The organism is Acinetobacter equi (genome assembly GCF_001307195.1).
In the GTDB taxonomy this organism is placed as follows: Bacteria; Pseudomonadota; Gammaproteobacteria; order Pseudomonadales; family Moraxellaceae; genus Acinetobacter; species Acinetobacter equi.
Map to the genome: position 1 here is coordinate 73,938 of NZ_CP012808.1, position 22,955 is coordinate 96,892.

Consider the following 22,955-nt stretch of genomic DNA (forward strand, 5'->3'; position numbering starts at 1 on the left):
GCTGTCTTAGGCCTGATTCATCAGAATCACAGCACCAGTCACAAGTAAGTTGACTAACGCCAATGGCAAGCAAATTTTCCAACCAAAGTTCATCACTTGGTCATAACGTGGACGCATTAATGAACCACGAGCCAATACAAACATCATCACAAAGAATGCTGTTTTGATAATGAACCAGAATGCAGGTGGAATAAACGAAATTTCTAAGTTAAATGGAGCAAGCCATCCACCAAAGAATAAAGTTACGATTAATGCAGAGATTAATACGACGTTTACGTATTCCGCAACGAAGAACATCCCCCATTTCATACCACCGTATTCTACGTGATAACCTTCTGCCAATTCTTGTTCTGCTTCAGGTTGGTCAAATGGATGACGGTGAGTTACCGCAACACCTGCAACAACGAAGATTAAGAAACCAATGAATTGAGGAACAACAAACCAAACATCTTTTTGAGCTTCAACGATTTCACGCATGTTGAATGAGCCTGCAATTGCAACCACACCCATCAATGAAATACCCAAGAAAACTTCATAAGAAATTGTTTGTGCAGCAGAACGTAAACCACCGAGTAACGCATATTTGTTATTTGATGACCAACCACCAAATAACACTGCATATACTGCAATACCAGCCATTGCCATAAAGAACAATAAGCCGATGCTCATGTCTGCAACACCTAAATAAGGTGAAACAGGAATAACCATGAACGATAGCACCGCAGTTGCCATCGCAACTGCTGGAGCCATACGGAATGTTAATTTATCTGCAAATTTAGGTGTCCAGTCTTCTTTGAACATGATTTTAAGCATGTCAGCAACGATCTGGAACATACCACCAGGACCTACACGGTTTGGGCCGTAACGGTCTTGCCATAAGCCTAGTAAACGACGTTCAATGAACGACATCAATGCGGCAACCAAAACTACAACGAGCAAGATCACAATCGCTTGGACAACAGCATACGCAATTGGCCAATCCAATGCCCAGTTCGGTACTTGACGGATTAATTCTTGATTCATGAATTACACTCCTACCGCAACTGAAACAGGCTCTGCAAGAGATACCGTTGGCGCAAGACCAATTGGGTAACCAATATAACCTGTAGGTAAATATTCAATTACGAGAACTGGTAATACCACTTCAGTATCACCTGCTTTCACAGTAATTGTTTGACCATCTTGAACATTTAGACGTGTTGCATCTTGTTCACCGACAGCAAATACCGCTTCAGGAATACGAGACTCCATTGCTGGAGTTTTCACTGTAAATTCACCTGAACCAAAAATATGGTGCATTGGAATTAAGCGGAAGCTTTCAGGATTTATCGCAACAGGTGCTGGAGCAACGAAAGTACGTACTGGACGTTTTGCTAAACGATCAAATAAACGAACACCTGCATCACCACCTTTCAAGTGACCACCCACTTTATCTTGGAATTTGTTCCAAGCTTGTGGAGAGTTCCAACCTGCAGCCCATGCAAATGGTACTAATGAAGACGCATCTTGAGGACCAACATAACCTTCCATAGAGAATGTTAATGCTGAGTCAACGTCAACAGGTTGTTTTGGTTCATGAATTGAAAGTGGCGCACGCATTGCTGTACGACCAGAATAACGACGTGGTTCACGCGCAATTTTTAAGCCGTGTACACGGTAGCCTGCATCTGGAGCAACATCTTCGATCGCTTGTAGTGCTGGAACATTTTTCGCAACATCTTCAATCACATCGTCAAGTAGAGTCCAAGAAATCGCTTTACCTTTCACACCAGTTTCAATGGCATGCAACCAGCGCCAAGACTCTTTAATCGCAAGCTCTGGTTTGTAATAGCTAGGATCGTAAACTTGATAGAAACGTTGTGCACGACCTTCTTGAGATACAACAGTACCATCACCTTCAGCAAATGAAGCAGCAGAAAGAACGATATTGGCTTTCTTCACAGTTTCAGTTTCTGAATGATCAAGCACAATTACATCTTTTGCTTTTGCTAAAGCAGCATCAATTTGTGATGCTGGTAAACGACGATATAAGTCATTTTCAATCACAACAACAGTGTCGTAATCTTGAGCAAATGCTTGTTCTAGACTTTGACCACCAAAGATTGCTAAGCCCATTGAGTTCACTTCAGGAACAGTCAATGTTAAGCCTGCATTACCTAGATTCTGTGCAACTTGTGCAGCAGCCTCCATGATTGCAGCATCTTGCAAACTTGTACCAGAGATAATTAATGGTTTTTTCGCAGCTTTTAAAGTGTCAGCAATCGTTTGTGCAAATGCTTTCGCATCTTCAGCAAGACCAGTAACAGTTTCACCTTTTACAGCAGCAGCAATAGCAAAGCCTAAACGCGCAATGTCGTTTGGAGAAGCAACAACTTCACCAGTCGCAACATCAGCTAAACGAGTTTGCGTTGCAGCTAAGATGTAAATCGGAGATTTTGCATCTTGACCAATACGTTGAACAGGTTCTGCTAACCAATCTGGTGTACGACGTTCTGCAGCCATTTCTTTCGCTTTGTTTTTCGCAGCTTGGCGAACAGACAATGCCATACGTGGCGCAGTTTGTGTTAAGTCTTCACCTAAGATCAATACGGCATCATAGCTTTCAATTTCACGCATACCTGGGTTATAAACACCCTCGGTTTGCATAATAGAAGCAGCTAATTCAACAAGATTTTGTTCTTTTTGAGACATACCTGTTGAATAGTTTTCTTGACCCACTAACTCACGAAGAGCGTAGTTAGATTCTAAAGATGCACGTGGTGAACCAATACCCAAAACTTTTTTGCCTTGGATTTTGTCAATTACTGTATCTAATGCAACATCAACTGAAACAGTTTCAACGTTAGCACCAGTACGGAATTGTGGTTGACGTGGACGATCTGCACGATTCACATAGCCTGTACCGAAACGACCTTTATCACAAAGGAAGTATTGGTTTACATCACCATTGAAACGGTTTTCTACACGACGAAGTTCGCCATAACGCTCACCCGGAGAAATGTTACAACCTGAAGAACAGCCTTGGCATACGCTTGGCGCATACTGCATGTCCCATTTACGGTTATAACGTTCAGAATGAGTTTTATCTGTAAATACACCTGTTGGACATACTTCAGTCAAGTTACCAGAGAATTCAGACTCTAAAGTACCTGATTCTGGGCGACCAAAGTAAACACGAGATGCGTTTGCATACACACCAAAGTCTGTACCACCAGCATAATCTTTGTAGTAACGAACACAACGGTAACATGCGATACAACGGTTCATTTCATGAGAAATGAATGAGCCAAGCTCTTGGTTGTAATGCGTACGTTTTGTGAAACGGTAACGACGACGATCGTGTTGAGTCATTACTGTCATATCTTGTAAATGACAGTGACCACCTTCTTCACACACTGGACAGTCGTGTGGATGGTTCGTCATCAAGAATTCAACAACAGACGCACGAAAATCTTTTGCTTCTTTGTCTTCAATCGAGATGTAGGTATTGTCAGTTGCAGGTGTCATACATGACATTACTAAGCGACCGCGAGTATCTTCTGGATTCGCGTACTGAGTAACAGCACATTGACGGCAAGAACCAACAGAACCTAAGGATGGATGCCAACAAAAGTATGGGATATCAATGCCAAGACTCAAACACGCTTGTAGCAAGTTTTCTGAGCCGTTGACTTCATACGATTTTCCATCGACATGAATTGTAGCCATAGTCGAATTCCTTAAGCTTGTTCTACGTTGCTAGTCTGAGCTGCAGCATTTGCTACTTTAGCTTCAAACTCGCCACGGAAATGTTTGAGTGCGCCCATAAGTGGTTCCATCGCACCTGGTGCGTGAGCACAGAAAGTTTTACCAATCCAAAGCTTACGAGTAAGTTCTTGTAAGTGATCGATGTCTTCTTTCTTACCTGTACCATTTTCAAGTGCTTTAAGCGCTTTAACAGCCCAAGGTAAACCATCACGACAAGGTGTACACCAGCCGCAAGATTCACGTGCAAAGAATTCTTCTAGGTTACGTGTTGCAGAAACCATACATTGAGTTTCATCAACGACCATAAGCAAACACGTACCTAAACGTGAACCTGCTTTCATGATGCTTTCCGCATCCATTGGTAAGTCAATATGTTCTGCTGCCAAGAAGTCAGTAGATGCACCACCTGGTAACCATGCTTTAAGCTTCAAGCCATCACGCATACCACCAGCATGATCTTCGATTACTTCACGTGCTGTCGTACCAAATGGAAGCTCCCAAAGACCAGGGAATTTTACTTTACCTGAAGCACCATAAATTTTAGTACCAGGATCTTTTGATTTACCAGCAGATAAACCGATATACCATTCAGGACCACGAAGCATAATTGCTGGTAAGTTATTGTAGGTCTCTACGTTGTTTACAATCGTAGGACGACCCCAAGCACCTGCAACTTGTGGGAATGGTGGTTTAGTACGTGGATTTGCACGACGACCTTCAAGCGAGTTAATTAATGCAGTTTCTTCACCACAAATATAACGACCCGCACCAGTATGTACGTGTAATTCGAAGTTCCAGCCAGTTCCTAAGATGTTTTCACCTAAGTAACCTTTCGCACGGATTTGCTCTAATGCTTCATTTAAGTATTGAGCAGCTTCAATGTACTCACCACGAATGAAGATATAACCATGAGTTGCTTCAAGCGTATAGCCAGCAATCAACATCCCTTCGATCAATTGATGTGGAAGATCTTCCATCAACAAACGGTCTTTGAATGTACCTGGTTCCATCTCATCGGCATTACAAATCAGGTAACGAGGACCTGAATTGTCATTTGGCGCCATCAAAGACCATTTAATTCCTGCTGGGAAACCTGCACCACCACGACCTTTTACAGTCGCTGCTTTAATCACATCAAGAACTTCTTTTGGTTGCATGCTAATTGCTTTTTTAAAGCCTGCATAACCTTCAAGTGCTTCATAGTCATCTGCACTACGAACGTGTTCTTGTTTACTCAAACGCCAAGTGAGCGGATGAGTTTCCGGATTACCGTCGCCATAAATTGGTTTTGGTTCAGTATTCATACATACTTCTCCAATAACTGTTGAATTGATGTCACTTCAACCAAACCGTGAGTATCTTCATCAATCATTAAGGTAGGACCTTTATCGCAGTTACCCAAACAACAAATTGGTAGTAAAGTAAAACGACCATCAGCGGTTGTTTGACCAAACGAAATACCTAATTCGCGTTGGAATACTTCTGCTAAAGTCTCTGCACCCATCAAGAAACAAGCAATTGAGTCACATAATAAAATTACATGTCGACCAACTGGCTGACGGTAAATACGGTTATAGAACGTTGCTACACCTTCAAGATCAGCAAGGCTCATTGAAAGCATTTGTGCAATTGCATTCATTTGTGCGTCATCTACCCAACCATTACGGCGTTGTACACATTTCAGCGCATCTAAGCACGCTGCACGTGGATATGGATAGTGACCAATGTGATGTTCGATATCGTGAATTTCTTCCGCAGTCAAAATTCCTTCAACATTCACACGTGGTTTTTTATCAGTCAAAATCATCATAATGCGATTACCCCTTAGCGATCCACGTCAGCCATTACGACGTCAATTGTCGCTAAATAAATGATTAAGTCAGACATTAAGCTGCCGTTAATCACCGAAGGCATTTGCTGTAAATGCGTGAAAGTTGGTGTACGAATACGGGTACGATAACTCATCGTTGACTTGTCAGAAGTCAAGTAATAGTTAGATGCACCTTTTACCACTTCCGCCATTACAGATGCTTCACCTGCAGGCATTACAGGACCCCAAGATACGCTTAAGAAGTGCGTAATTAGAGTTTCAATATCTTGTAATGTCTTATCTTTTGGTGGTGGAACAGCCAATGGATGATCCGCTTTGTATGGACCAGAAGGCATGTTATCAAGACATTGCTTGATAATTTTTAATGATTCTTCGATTTCGCGATAGTGAACCATCACGCGCGCGTAAGCATCACCTTCATACTCTACAGGTACTTCAAAGTCATAATTTTCGTAACCGCTATACGGACGATATTTACGAACGTCAAAATCAATACCTGTTGCACGTAAACCAGTACCTGTTACACCCCAAGCCAATGCAGATTTCGCATCGTATTGCGCAACATTACGGGTACGACCAATAAATACAGAGTTTTTAAGCGCTGCAGTATGGTATTCCTTCAAACGTTTTGGCATCCACTCTAAGATCTCACGGATCAAATGTTGCCAATTGTTTGGTAAGTCATGTGCTGTACCACCTATACGGAACCACGCAGGGTGCATACGGTAACCTGTGATTGCTTCAATTGCATCATAGATTTTTTGACGGTCAGCGAACATATAGAATACAGGTGTCATACCACCAGCATCTTGAATTGCAGTACCAATGAACAATAAATGGTTATTGATACGGAACAATTCAGACATCATGACACGAATACATTGCGCACGATCTGGAACAGTAATACCAGCAAGTTGCTCTACACCCAGTACATAAGGCATGTTCTGAGCACAACCACCTAAGTAGTCAACACGGTCTGTGTAAGGAATGAAAGAATGCCATGTTTGACGTTCAGCCATCTTTTCCACACCACGGTGGTGATAACCGATATCAGGCACACAGTCTTTCACTTCTTCGCCATCTAACTGCAAAATCACACGGAATGCACCATGCGCAGATGGATGGTTAGGACCCAAGTTCAAGAACATGAAGTCTTCATCAGCATTACCACGTTTTAGGCCCCAATCTTCAGGTACAAAACGTAAATGCTCTTGTTCATAATCTTGCTTCGCTTGGTTCTGCATATACGGTGTATATTCAGTCGCACGTGCAGAATACTCTTTACGAAGTGGGTGACCTTCCCAATACGTTGGCAACAAAATACGACGAAGCATCGGATGACCTTCGAAATTGATACCGAACATGTCATATGCTTCACGTTCGTACCAGTTTGCATTTGGCCAAATATTTGTTGCTGTTGGGATATTTAAATCACTTTCATTCATTGCAACTTTTACACGGATATCCGTATTACGTTCCAAAGATAACAAGTGATAAAATACTGTGAAATCAGACGCAGGCAAACCATCACGGTGTGTACGTAAACGTTCATCTACCGCAGATAAGTCAAATAGCATCACGTAAGGACGTGACACTGTACGCAAGAACATTAAAACTTCTTGCACACGTGCGCGTTCAACCCAGACCGTTGGAAAATCTTCACAAGTCGTTTGCACGTAAAAGTTCTCACCAAATTTGGTTTTGAGTTCCTCTACAATTGCAAATGCTGGGCGTGAATCAACTGGAGTTGATTCTGGCATAGCAATGTCAGTTTCAGCCATTGGCTTGGCTTCCTATTTAGTACAAATTCGGTCAACCTAAACGACAATTACACCCAAGTCGGGTGCATCAAAAAATTTGCCGTTTAAATTATTTAATCTCATCCATAGAACGTAAGTTCTTCACGGCAATACGCTGTGCATTCTTACGGTCACGTTCTGGCATCATCTTTGGCTTATACACTGGCTTAAGATCATCACCAATAACCGCTGAAAGTGGACGGCGTTCTAATTGAATTTGATCTTGCAACAACATTAATGCTTGAATTAATGCTTCAGGACGTGGTGGGCAACCTGGAATATATACATCTACAGGAATGATTTTATCCACACCTTGTACAACAGAATAAATGTCATACATACCACCTGAGTTTGCACATGCGCCCATTGAGATAACCCATTTAGGCTCTAGCATTTGCTCGTACAAACGTTGAATTACAGGTGCCATCTTCATGAAGCACGTCCCTGCAACGATCATTAAATCAGCCTGACGTGGTGAAGCACGGATCACTTCGGCACCGAAACGTGATAAGTCATGCACACCTGTTAAAGTTGTTGCATACTCTACGTAACAGCAAGATGTACCAAAGTTAAACGGCCAAACTGAGTTCTTACGCCCCCAGTTTACTGCTGTATGTGCTAAATCTTCTAAGCGAGTCATGAACACATTTTTATTCACTTCTTCTTCAAGCGGATCTGTAACGATTTGACGCTCTTGAAGTGGATATTGATCAGCATCCGGATTCGCACGGGTTAATGTATATTTCATCCCGAGTTACTCCTTGTCAGATGATGAAGTCGCAAATTTTTTCACGCGACCTGATGATTGAGCTGGGATTTGACCTGTAGGGTCTGTTACCAATTCTTCAATTGAGTTAAAGCGAGTAATCTCTGCAATATCCATATTTGGCGAGCCAATTTTTGCTTTAATACCAGCCGCTTTACGCTTATCAGATGGTGACCAATTTAATCCACCAGTAGATAACTCATAAATCAAACCAATAAGTAAAATCAAAATAAATATTGCTGCTGTTGTAAAGCCAACCCAACCTACTTCACGTACCGATGTAGACCATGCATATAGATATAATGCTTCTAAATCAAATACGACGAAGAAAATTGCAACCATATAGAATTTTGCAGACAAACGGATACGAGCTCCGCCTGCACTTACTACACCAGACTCAAACTGCTCTTGCTTAGCACGGCCCCATGATTTACCCCCTAGGAGTAACGGAACTGTGAGCATAAAGACGCATAAAAATGTAACGCCGATCACGAAGGCAATAATTGCCCATTCGTATGGAGTAATGGCACTCATGCGGGGATAACTCCTGGCAGGCCTATTTATTAACAAAGAATGTATGTATTGGCCTTCAAATACACCAAACACAAAATTAATCCCGCCAATTGTACCTGATTTATGTTTTCACTTGCTAGTTTATAAGACTTAGTCTTTCGGATGATTTATCAACAATTCGGTAAAAATCTACTTTCCAATCGCACTATTCTGCATAAAATCGTTTTAGCAGATTATAAATTTAAAAATTATTACTTTTTTCATAAAAGTTTCATCAGGGTTTAGATCTCTTTTTTACAAAATAGATTATTAATACAAAAAATGCTTAATAAGCAGGCATATTCGCAAAAACAAGACGTCTCAACCAATTATTTTTAGAAATAATTTAACTTATTTACACTTTTACAACTTCAATAAAAATAACTTGTTTATTTTCAGTATATTTTTGTGTTATTTGTATAGAGTACTCAATATAAATATGGGATTATTACATGAGTTTAGAATTCACACATAAGCCAAACTATTTTTTATATGCTCAATTAATTATTCGTCATATTGAGACTTATATCGAAAAGCATCCAGATGCTGAAAATGCGATTTTTGATATGCGTGATATTTACGATTTATTCCGTCAAGACAAAGCATCTGCTACAACAAATCTAGATGGTATTTTAAATATTGCTGATGCATATACAGTAGAAACTTTGAGTGGCGATAAAAAGTTAATTAGTAAATACTCACTCGACATTGAAAATAACTCTCTATTAATTGATTTTGATAAAGAAGCACTTCAAAGTTTAAAAGATGGAAAATCAATCAATCCACCTGATGCAACACTTGCAGAATAAACTTTATAGACAATAAAAAAGCGTGCAATGCACGCTTTTTTACTTTTTAAGAATATCTACTGTTTACGATTCAATAAAAACAATGATATTTGCTCTAATTCAGATGCATTTCCATTGAAAAATTTCAGTGCGTTAAATGCTTGATCATGGAGTTCTTTCGCATATATTACTGCTTGATCTAAGCCCATTAAAGCAGGATATGTTGATTTTTCAACTTGCTCATCTTTGCCTGCTGTTTTACCTAGTTCTTCTGTGCTTGAAGTAATATCCAAAATATCATCCTGCACTTGGAATGCCAAACCTACTGCTTGAGCAAATTCTCTCAGTTTTGGAATAGCAGGATCAACCCCATCAAAAACAGCAACTGCAGCCATCATAATTGCTGCTGAAATTAAGGCACCAGTCTTATTTTTATGAATCTTTTCTAACGTTTCTTGATCAATCTGTTTTCCTTCAGACTCTAAATCTAACATTTGACCATAAACCATTTTAGATGATGCTGTTGCTAGAATCTGCATTTGCTTAATTACAATCGACTGATCGACTGCTGCACCTTGATCAAACAATCGACTTCCTAAAATCTCAAATGCCATTGACTGTAAGACATCTCCAGCCAACAAAGCAGCTCGCTCACCAAATGCGACATGACACGTCGGCTGACCACGACGTAATAAATCATTATCCATACATGGTAAATCATCATGCACCAATGAATAACAATGAATGAGCTCAATAGCAACAGCGGCCCTGCGCACTGCTGCAAAATTTTTATTCAATTGAATATCTGCTGTGGCATAGCATAATGCTGGGCGTACTCTTTTCCCGCCTAGCATCACAGCATGATGCACTGCACCTTTTAATGGTTCTGGAATTGAAAATGCATCTAAAGCTGTGAGTAGATCTTGTTGAATTCGATGCTGAGCAGCTGCAAGTCCATTTATTTGCATGTTGGTTAATGACGACACACTTGCCTCAATATACTTTGGTCACTTTTTAAAGTTAACTTCAAAAGCTAACAGCTAGAAGAGCATTGTACCTTTTATTCTTTTTTGTTTCATGCTTTCGCACAAAATCCACTCAGAAACTTATTTAAGGCTTTATTAATAACAGTGGCTTTTTTTAGAATAACGAACATACTCATTTTTTGAGAAATAATAGACGCAGTTTTTATTATTCTTTTTAGCATAATACATAGCCTTATCCGCATATTCAAAAAAATCATTCTGTAATGGAATATCCTTACTTGATACAACACCGCACGAAATAGACACATGAATACCCAGTTGTTTAAACAACCTTTCATTTAATTGTTCAACATTTTTACGAAGATTTTCAGCCAGATGACAAGCCTCATCTAAAATGCTTTCTGTTAGTAAAATAATAAACTCTTCTCCCCCATAACGATAAGCTTGCCGCCATACAGTGGAATGATTGATTTGATGCAGCATTTTTGACAAGTGGCAAATTACCTCATCCCCCATCACATGACCAAAAACATCATTAATTTGTTTAAAATTATCAATATCTATTAAAATTAAGCTTAAACTTTTTAATTGATTATTTTTAAGTGCTTCTCGATATCTTAAATAATGATCATCATATGATCTCCTATTCATCAATCCCGTTAAATAATCATATTCTGATAATTTTTTAAGTTCCAAATTTTGCTGTTTTAAGCCATCTTCTTTATGCTTTATATGAGTAATATCCGTTCCACATACCAAAACACTGACTAATTCTTTTCTATCATTGTAATTCCCACTTAAAGACACCAAATAGCAATGTCCAAATTGTGAATATTCATAAGGCTCAATCACTTGACCTTGCTTTAACAACTCAAGATTACTCATGAAATTTGCATGTGAAGAAAAAGAGAGTTCTTTTAAAGTCTTATTTACAACACAATCGACCGTCGTTATCCAACACTGTGCATATAATTCATTTGCATACAAAATCTTACCATCTGTATTTAGCAATGCAGCAGGCATAGGTAATGCTTTTAAAATATTTTCAGTTTTTACAACGACCGGTACATCATTGCTTAAGTTTACAAACATAATATGAGTACTTTTAATTTAGCGTTGTGATCTGACCATAAGAACAATAAGTAAATTAATGGACACGTTTTAATCACATTATGATAATCTAATCACAGTTATTTTGTTAGTCATAATATGTTTTTTTACAATAAAAAACCTCAATTAAATTGAGGTCTTAAAGATTCTATTTTTACTTAGAAAATAGGAGGTATTCGAATATAACCTTCCATTAATACCCTAGCACTTCTACTCATAACGACCTTATTTACCTTCCATTTATTCTCAACCAACTCAACTTTAGCTCCAACTTTCAGTGTTCCTGAAGGATGCCCAAAAATTACATTTTCTCTAGCATTCACTCCCACTGCCAAATTCACTAGCGTTCCAGGTATTACAGCAGCCGTACCAATTGCAACAGCAGCCGTTCCCATCATTGCATGATGCAATTTCCCCATAGATAATGCGCGAACAACCAAATCAATGTCTTTTGCTAAAACGTTCTTACCACTAGAAGCAATATAATCCTGTGCCTGACTTACAAATGCAATTTTAGGCGTATGTTGCTTCTGTTTACTTTCAGTTAACTCACTAATCAACCCCATTTTTAAAGCACCGTAAGCTCGAATAATTTCAAATTTTTCTAAAGCCTGTAAGTCATTATTAATATCTTCTTGTAATTCAACCCCTAAATATCCAAGCTCTTCAGCCTTCAAAAAAATAGTTGGAATACCAGAGTTAATCATCGTCGCTTGAAATGTACCGATGTTAGGTACTTCTAGAAAATCTACAATATTACCTGTTGGGAATAATGAGTTATGTTTATCATTTGACTCAACAAATTCCAATTGAATTTCAGCAGCAGGAAATGTTACTCCATCTAGTTCAAAATCACCCATTTCTTGTACTTGCCCATTAGTTATAGGCACATGTGCAATAATTGTTTTAGATGTATTTTTCTGCCAAATATGGACAGTACAATAACCATTTTCAGGAATTTTATTAGAATCAACTAATCCCTGCTGAATTGCAAAAGCACCAACAGCAGCCGTTAAATTCCCACAATTTCCACTCCAATCAACAAAAGGCTGATCAATTGAAACCTGTCCAAATAAATAATCTATATCATGATGAGCTTCTTTACTTTTATCTAAAATAACAACCTTGCTTGTACTTGATGTCGCCCCCCCCATACCATCAATCTGCTTTCCATAAGGATCAGGACTACCAATAGCCCTTAATAATATTTGATCACGGATTTCTCCAGGCTCTTGAGCTTCTTTTGGTAAATCATTTAATTTAAAAAATAATCCCTTGCTCGTTCCTCCACGCATATAAGTTGCTGGAATTTTAATTTGTGGTGCATACAGACTCATGATTGATATTCCCTTCTCTCTTAAATTTTACTTTTTATTTCTTAAATCTACATTTTTAGCATACTGTGTTTTTGTATTTATTGTTCACAGCCATGACTTAAGTATAAAAAAGAAGCTCCCAGAAAGTTTCTTCACTTTTATTTATTTGATTGTTTTTCAACCCAATAAAATTAATCTATTGATTAAACTATACTTAATAGCCATTTATTATATAAAATAATTTCATATATATCATAATATTATTTCATTCTTAGCGTAGCTCTAGGCTATTTCTTATCTATCTATTACAATCTTCCTACTTATTCATTGTCGGGCTGAAAAACTTGAATAACAATACTGAACTTCAGCGTGGCTTAAAGAACCGTCATATCCAATTAATTGCCATGGGTGGTGCAATTGGTACAGGCTTATTCTTAGGTTCCGCTCATGTCATCCAATCCGCAGGTCCTTCTATTATTCTAGGATATGCCATTGGGGGGCTTATTGCTTTTCTATTTATGCGTCACCTTGGGGAAATGATTGTTCATGAACCTGTTGCTGGCTCATTTAGTCATTTTGCATATAAATATTGGGGTAAATTCCCAGGCTTCTTAACGGGCTGGAATTACTGGATGCTCTATATTTTAGTTGCAATGACTGAACTCACTGCAGTTGCAAAATATATTAATTATTGGTGGCCTCATATCCCTGCATGGGCATCCGTGCTCTTTTTCTTTATTGTTATTACATTACTCAATTTAGGTAACGTAAAAATATATGGTGAATCTGAGTTCTGGCTATCCATTGTTAAAGTAGCTGCTGTCATTTCAATGATTATATTTGGCTTATACCTAATTTTAACTGCAGATGCTAATTCAACAGCTTCATTTAGCAACCTTTGGAATCAGGGCGGATTTTTCCCAAATGGTTTTGATGGTTTATTCTACATGCTCGCCTTCCTCATGTTCGCCTTTGGTGGTATTGAACTAATTGGTATGGCCGCAGCTGAAGCAGATAATCCTCAAAAAACAATTCCAAAAGCAATTAATCAGGTTGTTTTTAGAATTCTAATATTCTATGTTGGCTCATTGGCTGTACTTTTATCTTTAGTCCCTTGGAATCAACTCGAACTTGGCGGCTTAGACAAAAGTCCTTTTGTAATGATTTTTAGCCAATTAGGTATTAATTGGGCAGCTCATTTACTTAACTTTATTATTCTAACTGCTGCACTCTCTGTATATAACAGTGGTATGTATGCAAATAGCCGTATGCTTTATAGTTTAGCGAAACAAGGAAATGCTCCTAAAATATTAGCAAAAACAAACAAGCAAGGCGTGCCAATTCCTGCCGTATTAATCTCTGCATTCCTTATTTTTGGTTGTGTTATTTTAAACTACTTTGCACCAGAAGAAGCACTTAGCCACTTAATTTATATCGTAGTAGGTGCTCTTGTTTTAAACTGGGCAATGATTTCATTAACACATCTACAATTTAGACGTGCGAAAAAAAGATTAAAGTTCGAAACTTCATATCCTGCTTTATGGGCACCATTTAGTAACTATGTTGTTTTAGCATTTATTGCAGTTGTACTCTTTATTATGTGGACGCAAGGTTTTAAAGAATCCGTACTCATGATTCCGATCTGGATTATTTGTATGTATATACTTTACAACGCTTTAAATCTGAAAGATAAAAAAGCTGAAAACTAATGCTCCCATATTAAGTACTAAAAAGTTATTACTTAGGTAATAACTTTTTTTGTTTTGTGTTAATTTATTCTGCGTGTGCCCTTAGCTTAACTGGATAGAGCAGTTGCCTCCTAAGCGACCGACGTGGGTTCGAGTCCCGCAGGGCGCACCATTCACCTATAAAAATATATTTATACCTTCACTTTAAAATCTTACAATTTTATAAATCTTCAAATGAATATTTTCTTATTTTTTAAATTATTTTTTTCATATCAAACTTTAAAAATTGTATTATCCACTCCCAAATGTATAGTTTTTACTCAAAAAAATAATTATTTGTAACCTCCTTAAAAATAAATAAATAGCATTATATTTCAAACACTAAGATAAATGCTTTTTAAAAAATTAGAGTTAAAATTCTAATTTGAATAAATTTTAGACTCACAATTCACATTTAGAGCATTTACTCTTATTTTAATTATGGTATTTTTGTCACATGGAGTAACAAATGTTTTCAATTAAAAAAGCATAACTCCACTGATCACATCTAAAAATATTAGCAAAAAGTGGTTACTTACTTTGTATCTCAAGGGAACATGAAGAATGAAATTAAAAACACTTAGTACAGCAATGATACTTGCAACACTGCCAATGACTGGTGTGTTTGCAGCCGCGATGGATCGCTCAGGTCAATCAATTTCAGCTTTTTTACAACCAGGTAACTATTTTGAAGCTGGTATATCTATTTTAGATCCAAATGTTTCTGGACAAGAGGCTGGAACATCTGCAACAACTCGACATATCGAAAACATGGCAAGTGATTATTACTTTCCAGCAGCAGCTTTAAAGTTTCAAGTAAATGACCAATTCTCTGTAGGTTTGTTATACGACCAACCATTTGGTGCTAAAGCTGAATATAAAGGAAATAATAATTTCGTTTCAGCAAATAGCGATACAATTCTAGCTGGTCTTCCAAATACTGGACAACTTGCAGGTGCTACAGGTACAGTTGCTCCTACTGGTGGAACTGAAGTTAAAGTAGATACTCAAAACTTCTCATTATTATTTGGTTACCAACCAACACAAAACTGGAATATCTACGGTGGTCCAGTTTACCAAACCATTAAAGGTGATGTGAAACTGCGCGGTCAAGCTTATAGTGTTTTTAATGGCTATGATGCAACAATTAAAGAAAATGGAGATTGGGGTTGGCTCTTAGGTCTTGCTTACCAAATTCCTGAAATTGCTTTAAAAGCATCTTTAACTTATCGCTCTGAAATTGACCATAAATTCACCGCTGAAGAAAATATCGGTTTAGCCAATACGCTTAATCTTGCTTTAGCAGGCACCCCATATGCACCTTTAGCAGGTGGGCTTTCTGCTGCAAATAGAGCGACAGGTGAAACTAAAATAACAACACCTCAATCAGTTAATCTTGATTTCCAAACAGGTATCATGGAAAACACTGTCGCTTTTGCAAACGTACGCTGGGTAAACTGGAAAAGTTTTTCAATTCAACCATATAAATTTGGTTTAGCATCAAATATTGTCGGTGGACAAGCTGTTCCTGCTCGTCCAAATGGATTTAATCTTGTTGAATATTCTAAAGATCAATGGAGTGCGACAGTGGGTGTGGGCCGCAAGTTCACAGAACAATGGGCTGGTAATGTTTCAGTAGGTTGGGATTCTGGTGCAGGCGATCCTGTTTCTACACTTGGACCAACAAAAGGTTATTGGAATGTTGGCTTAGGTGGCCAATTTAGTCCAGCTGAAGACTACTTCATCCAGGCTGGTGTAAAATACTTTAGACTTGGTGATGCTGACGCACAAACTGGTGCACAAGCTGGCAGTGATTACTATGTAGCAAGTTTTGATAAAAATCATGCTTGGGCATATGGTTTAAAAATCGGTTATCGCTTCTAATCATATATTTATAAAAGGCAGGTTCCCTGCCTTTTTTATTCAGAAATTATTTAATGCCTATTTTTTAAACAAACGATTAATAAATAAGAATCCAAAAAAACAAAACATTTATTTCAATTAAGTCATTAATTTTAAAATAATAAATTACTTTTTTTAGAATTATTACTCTATTTAATTTCTATATTCCCCTCAAAATTCATAATTTAACCTAAAACAGAGTATTTACTCTTTTTTTATTTATGTTAGTTTTCCACCACTTTTTTTATAAAACAGCATCAGGGAAAACCATGAAGCTTAAAAAATTATACATTGCTCTTAGTTTGAGCACTCTTTCTTTTTCTTCCATTGCTGCAGGTTTAGATCGCTCAGGTCAATCTATCTCAGCATTCTTACAACCAGGCAATTATGCTGAAGCTGGTTTTCATTTATTAGATCCAAGCGTAAAAGGTACAGATAACAACGGTAAAACAGTTGCAGACATGGGTGAAAGCTATTATTTCCCTACAGCAGCTATCAAAGTACAAGCAACCGATCAAATTTCTTTAGGCTTACTCTACGATCAACCTTATGGTGGTGATGCGACTTATCAAGTTGATGGTTCTGACTTTTCAGAAACTGCGCTTAATGAAGGCACAAAAGTAAAAGTTCGTACCAACAATATCACCGCACTTATTGGCTATCAACCAACTGAAAATTGGAATATCTATGCTGGTCCAGTTTGGCAAACAGTTGAAGCAGATATCTCATTACGTGGTGTAGCATATGGTGGATTAAGTGCACTCGGAACATATGATATTGATGTAAAACAAAAAGAAGCATATGGTTGGGTAGCGGGTTTTGCTTATCAAATTCCAGAAATTGCCTTAAAAGCATCTGTAACATATCGTTCAGAAATCAAACATAAAGCAACAGCAACTGAAACAACTCGCTTACCAGTTCCTACTTTTAGCTATATGCAAGATACACTTGAAGCTGTTACCCCACAGTCAGTCAATATCGACTTACAAACAGGTATTGCACCAAACACTTTAGCATTTACAAATGTTCGCTGGGTACATTGGGATCAATTCACTGTAAGCCCTACTCTACTTGGAAATATCTCAGAATTTGCAACACAAAATCGTCAAGATTTAATTAGCTACTCAAAAGACCAATGGTCAATTACATCAGGTATTGGTCATAAATTTTCAGATAAATGGTCTGGTACAGCTTTAGTTGCTTGGGACTCAGGTGCTGGTAATCCTATTACCGTTTTAGGACCAACAAAAGGTTACTGGGCTGTTGGAGCTGGTGGTCAATACAGCCCTGCCGAAGACTACTTCATTCAAGCAGGCATGAAATACTTCTGGTTAGGTGATGCTGATGCACAAACTGGTGGTGCTATTCGTGGTAAATTCACTAACAACCACGCATTAGGTTATAGCTTAAAAATTGGTTACCGTTTCTAACAGTTAAACCAATAAATAAAAAGGGCGTAAATTACGCCCTTTTTATTTATTAAGCCGGAATATCTCTTATAGATGCCTTACGAATTGCTTCTTTTAATGCTGCATAACCATGAATTGCAGGGAATTGTGGAAACTCAGCAATCACATTTTCTGGCGCATCAAATAAGAAGCCTGCATCTGCCTCACCAAGCATCGTTGTATCATTATAAGAATCACCTGCTGCAATTACACGAAAATTCAAACCATGTAATGCTTGAACAGCTTGACGTTTTTGATCTGGTTGGCGAAGCTTATATTCTTTAATCATACCATTTTCATCTGTTTCCAGTTTATGACAGAAAATAGTTGGCCAGCCTAATTGCTTCATCAGTGGATGAGCAAATTCATAAAAAGTGTCTGACAAAATAATCAATTGAAAATGTGTACGCACCCATTCAACAAACTCTTTTGCACCCTCAAAAGGTCCCATATCAGCAATTACAGCCTGAATATCATTTAAGCCTAATCCATGCTCTTTTAAAATATTCAAACGCTGTGTCATTAACACATCATAGTCTGGAATATCTCGAGTCGTTGCTTCCAACTCTTTAATTCCTGTTTTTTTTGCAAAGTTGATCCAAATTTCTGGAACCAAAACTCCCTCAAGATCTAGACATACAATTTCCATGGGTTCTCCCAAATGCCGATGTGATTTAAAATTGCACTATAATATCTAAGAAACTTGCTTTGTACTGCTGTTTTTTAAATCTATTTTTTTCATATCTATTTATTTTTTAGTGCTAAGCTAAATTTAGCAATTCCATTAAAATGATTATTAATTTTTTATATAGGTTTTGAAAATTCCAAGCCTATTTTGCCAGGATTATCATGAATACCATCCCAACCATCGACCTTGTTGATGCGCTTGCATCTGAATATGCAGATAAATCTCCAAATGAAATTTTAGCACTAGCACTAAACCAAGAAGGTGAAATTGCAATTTCATTTTCAGGTGCTGAAGATGTTGTATTGATTGATATGGCTTCACATTTAGGCAAGCCATTTCGTGTATTCAGCCTAGATACTGGACGTTTACATACAGAAACCTATCAATTCATTGAACAAGTTCGCAAACATTATAATATTGATATTGAAATTTGCTTTCCAGAAGCTGAAATCGTACAAAAACTTGTTACAGAAAAAGGTTTTTTTAGCTTTTATCAAGATGATCATAAAGAATGTTGTGGTATTCGAAAAGTACAACCTTTACGAAAAAAACTTGCAACATTAGATGGTTGGATTACTGGACAACGTAAAGATCAAAGTCCAGGCACACGCAATGAAATTCCTGTGATTCAACATGATGTTGGTTTCTCTGGTGAAGCTAAACAATTAATCAAATACAATCCTCTTGCCAACTGGTCAAGCGCAGATGTATGGAACTATATTCGTTTAATGGAAATTCCTTACAATCCATTACATGAAAAAGGTTTTATCTCTATTGGTTGTGAACCATGTACCCGACCTGTCTTACCCAATCAACATGAACGTGAAGGACGCTGGTGGTGGGAAGAAGCCACCCATAAAGAATGCGGTTTACACGCAGGCAATATAAAATAATTCCTTATAAATTAAAGATCTCTTAATGAGATCTTTTTTTTATTATTTGAAAACTCATGTACCGATATATTTATTTAATAAAGTCGTTATAATTCAGATGAAACATCAATTTCATATAACTCGTAAACACATGGCCGCTCATTAAAGGAGTAGCAACATTTTGCAGTGAGGCAATTAATACTATGCGTCCATTACACCCAATTGATTTCATTTTCCTCTCCTTAGAAAAAAGACAACAACCTATGCATGTGGGTGGACTATTTTTATTCCAAATCCCAGATAATGCTTCCCCAACATTTATTCAAGACCTTGTCTTAGACATTAGAAAATCTAAATCTATTCCAATTCCTCCTTTCAATAATAAATTAAATGGCTTATTTTGGGATGAAGATGAAGAGTTCGATTTAGACCATCACTTTCGCCATATTGCACTACCAAAGCCTGGGCGAATTCGTGAATTACTTACGTATATTTCTCAAGAACATAGTGCACTAATCGATCGTGCAAAACCTTTATGGACTTGCAATATTATTGAAGGTATTGAAGGTAATCGTTTTGCCATGTATTTCAAAATACATCATGCAATGGTTGATGGCGTTGCTGGTATGCGTTTACTTGAAAAATCTCTTTCACATGATCCTAATGCAAAAAGTATTGTTCCACCCTGGTGTGTTGAAGGTGAGCGAGCAAAACGATTAAAACAACCGAGTACTAGCAAATTAAAACGTATTATTAGCGGAATAAAAAATCAATTAAATGCAACACCAGGTGTTATTTACGAGTTATCTCAAACACTTACAAAAGATATTGGTCGCAATCCAAATTATGTTTCAAGTTTTCAAGCACCAGCAAGCATTCTCAATCAACGTGTAAGTTCATCACGTCGTTTTGCTGCTCAATCCTTTCAGTTCTCAAGACTGACTCATATTGCTAAATCATTAGATGTCACTATCAATGATATTATTTTAGCTGTGTGTTCTGGTGCATTACGTGAATATCTTATTTCTCAAAATGCTTTACCTAAAAAACCACTTATCGCAATGGTTCCTGCATCTATTCGCGATGATGATTCTGAGGTTTCCAATAGAATCACCATGATTCTTGCAAATTTAGGCACACACAAAGAAGATCCTCTTGAGCGACTAAAAATCATTCGTCGCAGTGTTTTAAATTCCAAACAAAAGTTTAAACGTATGACTTCCGATCAAATTTTAAATTATAGTGCTTTTGTATATAGCGCTGCTGGTTTAAATATTATTTCGGGTCTTATGCCTAAGCGACAAGCATTTAATCTGGTGATTTCAAATGTGCCTGGTCCACGAGAACCGTTATATTGGAATGGTGCAAAATTAGATGCCTTATATCCTGCATCAATCGTACTTGATGGGCAAGCTTTAAATATCACAATGACAAGCTACTTAGATAAATTAGAAGTTGGACTAACAGCTTGTAGAAATGCTTTACCTAAAATGCAAAACTTACTCATTCATTTAGAAGATGAAATTCAAAAGTTTGAGGCATTGATTGAGAAAGAAAAAGAACCATTAAAAGAAGTGGGTTAATCGATTTAATAATAGATTATTAAGAAAATTAAAGGGCTTGATCAAGCCCTTTAATTTTTGATATTTCTACACTGTTTTAACAGTTGTTGACATACTGTTCTCACCATTGCTGTAGTGATTTGAACTTCTTTACCTTCTGCATCAAGCATATAACCACGGTGTGTATTTTTGCTTTCCAACACATTTAAACTTTGTTTCACAACTGTATTACTTACATTCATAATCCTACCCCTTTGGCTGAAAGACTTCTACAGCGAGTCTTTTGTTAGCTATTTAGGCGTAGTATCAAGAATTTAAATATAAAAGTAAAATTTCAGATGTAACAACTATTTAATGATATTTTGTTACAAATTTAGCTTAAAATGATATCGTATTGCTCTTGCGTGTATAAATTTTCAACTTGAAATTTTATGACACGATTCAAAAAATGTTCTAAATCAGCGACTGAAGTCGCCTCAGCAGTCAATAATCGATCTACAACTTGTGGGTGAGCAACAACAGTAAAGCCACTCTGAGACTCATATGCACGTGCATATCTCATAATTTCTCGAAAGATTTCGTAACAAATTGACTCTGCTGTTTTAACAAATCCACGCCCTTGACACGTTTGACATGCTTCACACAATAAATGCTCTAATGATTCACGTGTTCTTTTACGTGTCATTTCTACCAAACCAAGTTCAGATACCTGAGTAATCTTCGTTTTTGAGTAATCACGTTCAAGCATACGCTCAAACTGGCTAAGCACTTCATCTCTATGCACTAACTCCTGCATATCAATAAAGTCAATAATAATAATGCCACCCAAGTTTCGTAAACGTAATTGACGTGCAATAACTTGTGTAGCTTCCATATTGGTTTTAAACACTGTATCTTCAAGTGAACGTCCACCAACATAAGAACCTGTATTAACATCAATTGTTGTCATTGCTTCTGTTTGATCAATCATCAAATATCCGCCTGACTTTAATGCAACTCTGGTCTGCAATGCTTTTTGAATATCTTCTTCTACATTATATAAATCAAAGATTGGGCGTTCACCCGGATAATGCTCCAAACGATTTTTCATCATCGGAACAAATTCATCTACAAACTCTTTAAGCTTGGCATGAACTTCGCGAGAATCCACATAAATTTTTGATGTATTTTCATTAGCTAAATCACGAATCACACGTTGTGGTAACGGCAATTCTTCAAAAATTAATGATGGAACACTCACCATTTTTTGCTTACGCTGAATATGCTCCCAAAGGCGTGCTAAATACGCCATATCCTGAGCAATCGCTTCTTCTTCTACACCCTCTGCTGCTGTACGCACAATGACTGAACCAGGCAATTTATGAACTTCTTGCACACGTTCAATAATATTTCTTAGACGTTCACGTTCTTCATCAGACTCAATACGCTGAGACACACCAATGTGGTTACCATAAGGCATTAACACCAAATAACGTGAAGGAATTGAAAGATCAGTACTAAGTCTTGCACCTTTTGTCCCCAACATATCTTTCATTACCTGAACAGCTAAAACCTGCCCAGGCTGTAAAAGCTCAAAGACACTTGGTGTAGCTTGATTACGAGGCCATACCATATCATTGATATGTAAAAAAGCTGTCCGAGATAATCCAATATCTACAAATGCAGCTTGCATTCCCGGAAGAACACGCACAACTTTACCTTTGTAGATATTTCCTACTAAACCACGCTTCGCTGAACGTTCAACAAAAAGCTCATTGACTGTTCCATTTTGTATTAATGCAACCCGACACTCCATGGGGGTGACATTAATCAGTAATTCATCTGACATAATAAAACTCAAAACATTATAAAATTATAAAAA

19 protein-coding genes and 1 tRNA gene are annotated in these 22,955 nt (G+C 37.4%); 7 read left to right on the forward strand and 13 right to left on the reverse strand.

All coding sequences use genetic code 11. From position 1 onward, the window contains the following. Positions 1-6: 6 nt before the first annotated feature. The 7 genes from nuoH to ndhC form a co-directional block, all read right to left on the reverse strand. Positions 7-1,023 (reverse strand): NADH-quinone oxidoreductase subunit NuoH, encoded by a 1,017-nt coding sequence (gene nuoH / locus AOY20_RS00365; RefSeq protein WP_054580031.1) that lies wholly within the window; start codon positions 1,021-1,023, stop codon positions 7-9. 3 nt (positions 1,024-1,026) lie between these two features. Beyond that, positions 1,027-3,708, reverse strand: coding sequence for an NADH-quinone oxidoreductase subunit NuoG (gene nuoG, locus AOY20_RS00370; protein ID WP_054580032.1), 2,682 nt, complete (start codon positions 3,706-3,708; stop codon positions 1,027-1,029). 11 nt (positions 3,709-3,719) lie between these two features. Then, positions 3,720-5,051 carry an NADH-quinone oxidoreductase subunit NuoF gene (gene nuoF / locus AOY20_RS00375; protein ID WP_054580033.1) on the reverse strand — a complete coding sequence of 444 codons (1,332 nt, stop codon included), beginning with the start codon at positions 5,049-5,051 and terminating at the stop codon, positions 3,720-3,722. Then, the gene (gene nuoE, locus AOY20_RS00380) at positions 5,048-5,557 is read right to left on the reverse strand and encodes an NADH-quinone oxidoreductase subunit NuoE (protein WP_054580034.1); all 510 of its coding nucleotides are present in this window, start codon (positions 5,555-5,557) and stop codon (positions 5,048-5,050) included. The genes nuoF and nuoE overlap by 4 nt, the downstream gene beginning before the upstream one ends. A 14-nt stretch (positions 5,558-5,571) precedes the next feature. After that, on the reverse strand, positions 5,572-7,359 hold the full coding sequence (gene nuoC, locus AOY20_RS00385) for an NADH-quinone oxidoreductase subunit C/D (protein WP_054580035.1): 1,788 nt from the start codon (positions 7,357-7,359) through the stop codon (positions 5,572-5,574). Between the two features lie 88 nt (positions 7,360-7,447). After that, the gene (locus tag AOY20_RS00390) at positions 7,448-8,125 is read right to left on the reverse strand and encodes a NuoB/complex I 20 kDa subunit family protein (protein WP_054580036.1); all 678 of its coding nucleotides are present in this window, start codon (positions 8,123-8,125) and stop codon (positions 7,448-7,450) included. 6 nt (positions 8,126-8,131) lie between these two features. Beyond that, positions 8,132-8,677 carry an NADH-quinone oxidoreductase subunit A gene (ndhC, locus tag AOY20_RS00395; RefSeq protein WP_054580037.1) on the reverse strand — a complete coding sequence of 182 codons (546 nt, stop codon included), beginning with the start codon at positions 8,675-8,677 and terminating at the stop codon, positions 8,132-8,134. Between the two features lie 470 nt (positions 8,678-9,147). Here ndhC and AOY20_RS00400 point away from each other — a divergent pair, with 470 nt between their 5' ends. Next, positions 9,148-9,504: a hypothetical protein gene (locus AOY20_RS00400; protein WP_054580038.1), complete on the forward strand. Its 357-nt coding sequence runs from the start codon at positions 9,148-9,150 to the stop codon at positions 9,502-9,504. 56 nt (positions 9,505-9,560) lie between these two features. On the opposite strand, the gene AOY20_RS00405 is transcribed toward AOY20_RS00400, so the two are convergent. The 3 genes from AOY20_RS00405 to prpF form a co-directional block, all read right to left on the reverse strand. After that, complete coding sequence (locus AOY20_RS00405) at positions 9,561-10,451, reverse strand: polyprenyl synthetase family protein (protein WP_417855929.1); 891 nt, start codon at positions 10,449-10,451, stop codon at positions 9,561-9,563. A gap of 153 nt (positions 10,452-10,604) precedes the next feature. After that, positions 10,605-11,561, reverse strand: coding sequence for a sensor domain-containing diguanylate cyclase (locus AOY20_RS00410; protein ID WP_054580040.1), 957 nt, complete (start codon positions 11,559-11,561; stop codon positions 10,605-10,607). A gap of 176 nt (positions 11,562-11,737) precedes the next feature. Beyond that, positions 11,738-12,916 (reverse strand): 2-methylaconitate cis-trans isomerase PrpF, encoded by a 1,179-nt coding sequence (prpF, locus tag AOY20_RS00415; protein WP_054580041.1) that lies wholly within the window; start codon positions 12,914-12,916, stop codon positions 11,738-11,740. 323 nt (positions 12,917-13,239) lie between these two features. On the opposite strand from prpF, the gene AOY20_RS00420 reads away from it, so the two are divergent. The 4 genes from AOY20_RS00420 to AOY20_RS00435 all read left to right on the forward strand — a co-directional run bounded on the left by AOY20_RS00420 (position 13,240) and on the right by AOY20_RS00435 (position 17,954). After that, positions 13,240-14,604: an amino acid permease gene (locus AOY20_RS00420; protein WP_054580042.1), complete on the forward strand. Its 1,365-nt coding sequence runs from the start codon at positions 13,240-13,242 to the stop codon at positions 14,602-14,604. 75 nt (positions 14,605-14,679) lie between these two features. Continuing rightward, positions 14,680-14,755: transfer RNA gene (locus AOY20_RS00425), tRNA-Arg, on the forward strand. Positions 14,756-15,186: 431 nt separating this feature from the next. Continuing rightward, entirely contained in the window at positions 15,187-16,506 is a 1,320-nt protein-coding gene (locus tag AOY20_RS00430) for an OmpP1/FadL family transporter (RefSeq protein ID WP_054580043.1), read from the forward strand. Positions 16,507-16,793: 287 nt separating this feature from the next. Continuing rightward, positions 16,794-17,954: an OmpP1/FadL family transporter gene (locus AOY20_RS00435; RefSeq protein ID WP_054580044.1), complete on the forward strand. Its 1,161-nt coding sequence runs from the start codon at positions 16,794-16,796 to the stop codon at positions 17,952-17,954. A gap of 49 nt (positions 17,955-18,003) precedes the next feature. On the opposite strand, the gene thrH is transcribed toward AOY20_RS00435, so the two are convergent. Beyond that, positions 18,004-18,621, reverse strand: coding sequence for a bifunctional phosphoserine phosphatase/homoserine phosphotransferase ThrH (thrH, locus tag AOY20_RS00440; protein WP_054580045.1), 618 nt, complete (start codon positions 18,619-18,621; stop codon positions 18,004-18,006). A 200-nt stretch (positions 18,622-18,821) separates the two neighbouring features. Here thrH and AOY20_RS00445 point away from each other — a divergent pair, with 200 nt between their 5' ends. Next, positions 18,822-19,553 (forward strand): phosphoadenylyl-sulfate reductase, encoded by a 732-nt coding sequence (locus tag AOY20_RS00445; RefSeq protein WP_054580046.1) that lies wholly within the window; start codon positions 18,822-18,824, stop codon positions 19,551-19,553. Between the two features lie 182 nt (positions 19,554-19,735). After that, a complete protein-coding gene (locus tag AOY20_RS00450; RefSeq protein ID WP_054580047.1) occupies positions 19,736-21,115 on the forward strand; it encodes a WS/DGAT/MGAT family O-acyltransferase in 1,380 nt (459 codons plus the stop codon). Between the two features lie 50 nt (positions 21,116-21,165). On the opposite strand, the gene AOY20_RS14800 is transcribed toward AOY20_RS00450, so the two are convergent. Together AOY20_RS14800 and rng are read right to left on the reverse strand one after the other, a co-directional pair. Beyond that, positions 21,166-21,336 carry a PA1571 family protein gene (locus AOY20_RS14800; protein WP_169780612.1) on the reverse strand — a complete coding sequence of 57 codons (171 nt, stop codon included), beginning with the start codon at positions 21,334-21,336 and terminating at the stop codon, positions 21,166-21,168. A gap of 131 nt (positions 21,337-21,467) precedes the next feature. Beyond that, complete coding sequence (gene rng / locus AOY20_RS00455; RefSeq protein ID WP_054580048.1) at positions 21,468-22,922, reverse strand: ribonuclease G; 1,455 nt, start codon at positions 22,920-22,922, stop codon at positions 21,468-21,470. Between the last annotated feature and the right edge of the window lie 33 nt (positions 22,923-22,955).

Excerpts from the sequence above, each read along its gene's own strand:
- nuoH (WP_054580031.1), bottom strand. The coding sequence starts at position 1,023 with ATGAATCAAGAATTAATCCGTCAAGTACCGAACTGGGCATTGGATTGG.
- nuoG (WP_054580032.1), bottom strand. The coding sequence starts at position 3,708 with ATGGCTACAATTCATGTCGATGGAAAATCGTATGAAGTCAACGGCTCA.
- nuoF (WP_054580033.1), bottom strand. The coding sequence starts at position 5,051 with ATGAATACTGAACCAAAACCAATTTATGGCGACGGTAATCCGGAAACT.
- nuoE (WP_054580034.1), bottom strand. The coding sequence starts at position 5,557 with ATGATGATTTTGACTGATAAAAAACCACGTGTGAATGTTGAAGGAATT.
- nuoC (WP_054580035.1), bottom strand. The coding sequence starts at position 7,359 with ATGGCTGAAACTGACATTGCTATGCCAGAATCAACTCCAGTTGATTCA.
- AOY20_RS00390 (WP_054580036.1), bottom strand. The coding sequence starts at position 8,125 with ATGAAATATACATTAACCCGTGCGAATCCGGATGCTGATCAATATCCA.
- ndhC (WP_054580037.1), bottom strand. The coding sequence starts at position 8,677 with ATGAGTGCCATTACTCCATACGAATGGGCAATTATTGCCTTCGTGATC.
- AOY20_RS00400 (WP_054580038.1), top strand. The coding sequence starts at position 9,148 with ATGAGTTTAGAATTCACACATAAGCCAAACTATTTTTTATATGCTCAA.
- AOY20_RS00405 (WP_417855929.1), bottom strand. The coding sequence starts at position 10,451 with ATGCAAATAAATGGACTTGCAGCTGCTCAGCATCGAATTCAACAAGAT.
- AOY20_RS00410 (WP_054580040.1), bottom strand. The coding sequence starts at position 11,561 with ATGTTTGTAAACTTAAGCAATGATGTACCGGTCGTTGTAAAAACTGAA.
- prpF (WP_054580041.1), bottom strand. The coding sequence starts at position 12,916 with ATGAGTCTGTATGCACCACAAATTAAAATTCCAGCAACTTATATGCGT.
- AOY20_RS00430 (WP_054580043.1), top strand. The coding sequence starts at position 15,187 with ATGAAATTAAAAACACTTAGTACAGCAATGATACTTGCAACACTGCCA.
- AOY20_RS00435 (WP_054580044.1), top strand. The coding sequence starts at position 16,794 with ATGAAGCTTAAAAAATTATACATTGCTCTTAGTTTGAGCACTCTTTCT.
- thrH (WP_054580045.1), bottom strand. The coding sequence starts at position 18,621 with ATGGAAATTGTATGTCTAGATCTTGAGGGAGTTTTGGTTCCAGAAATT.
- AOY20_RS00445 (WP_054580046.1), top strand. The coding sequence starts at position 18,822 with ATGAATACCATCCCAACCATCGACCTTGTTGATGCGCTTGCATCTGAA.
- AOY20_RS00450 (WP_054580047.1), top strand. The coding sequence starts at position 19,736 with ATGCGTCCATTACACCCAATTGATTTCATTTTCCTCTCCTTAGAAAAA.
- AOY20_RS14800 (WP_169780612.1), bottom strand. The coding sequence starts at position 21,336 with ATGAATGTAAGTAATACAGTTGTGAAACAAAGTTTAAATGTGTTGGAA.
- rng (WP_054580048.1), bottom strand. The coding sequence starts at position 22,922 with ATGTCAGATGAATTACTGATTAATGTCACCCCCATGGAGTGTCGGGTT.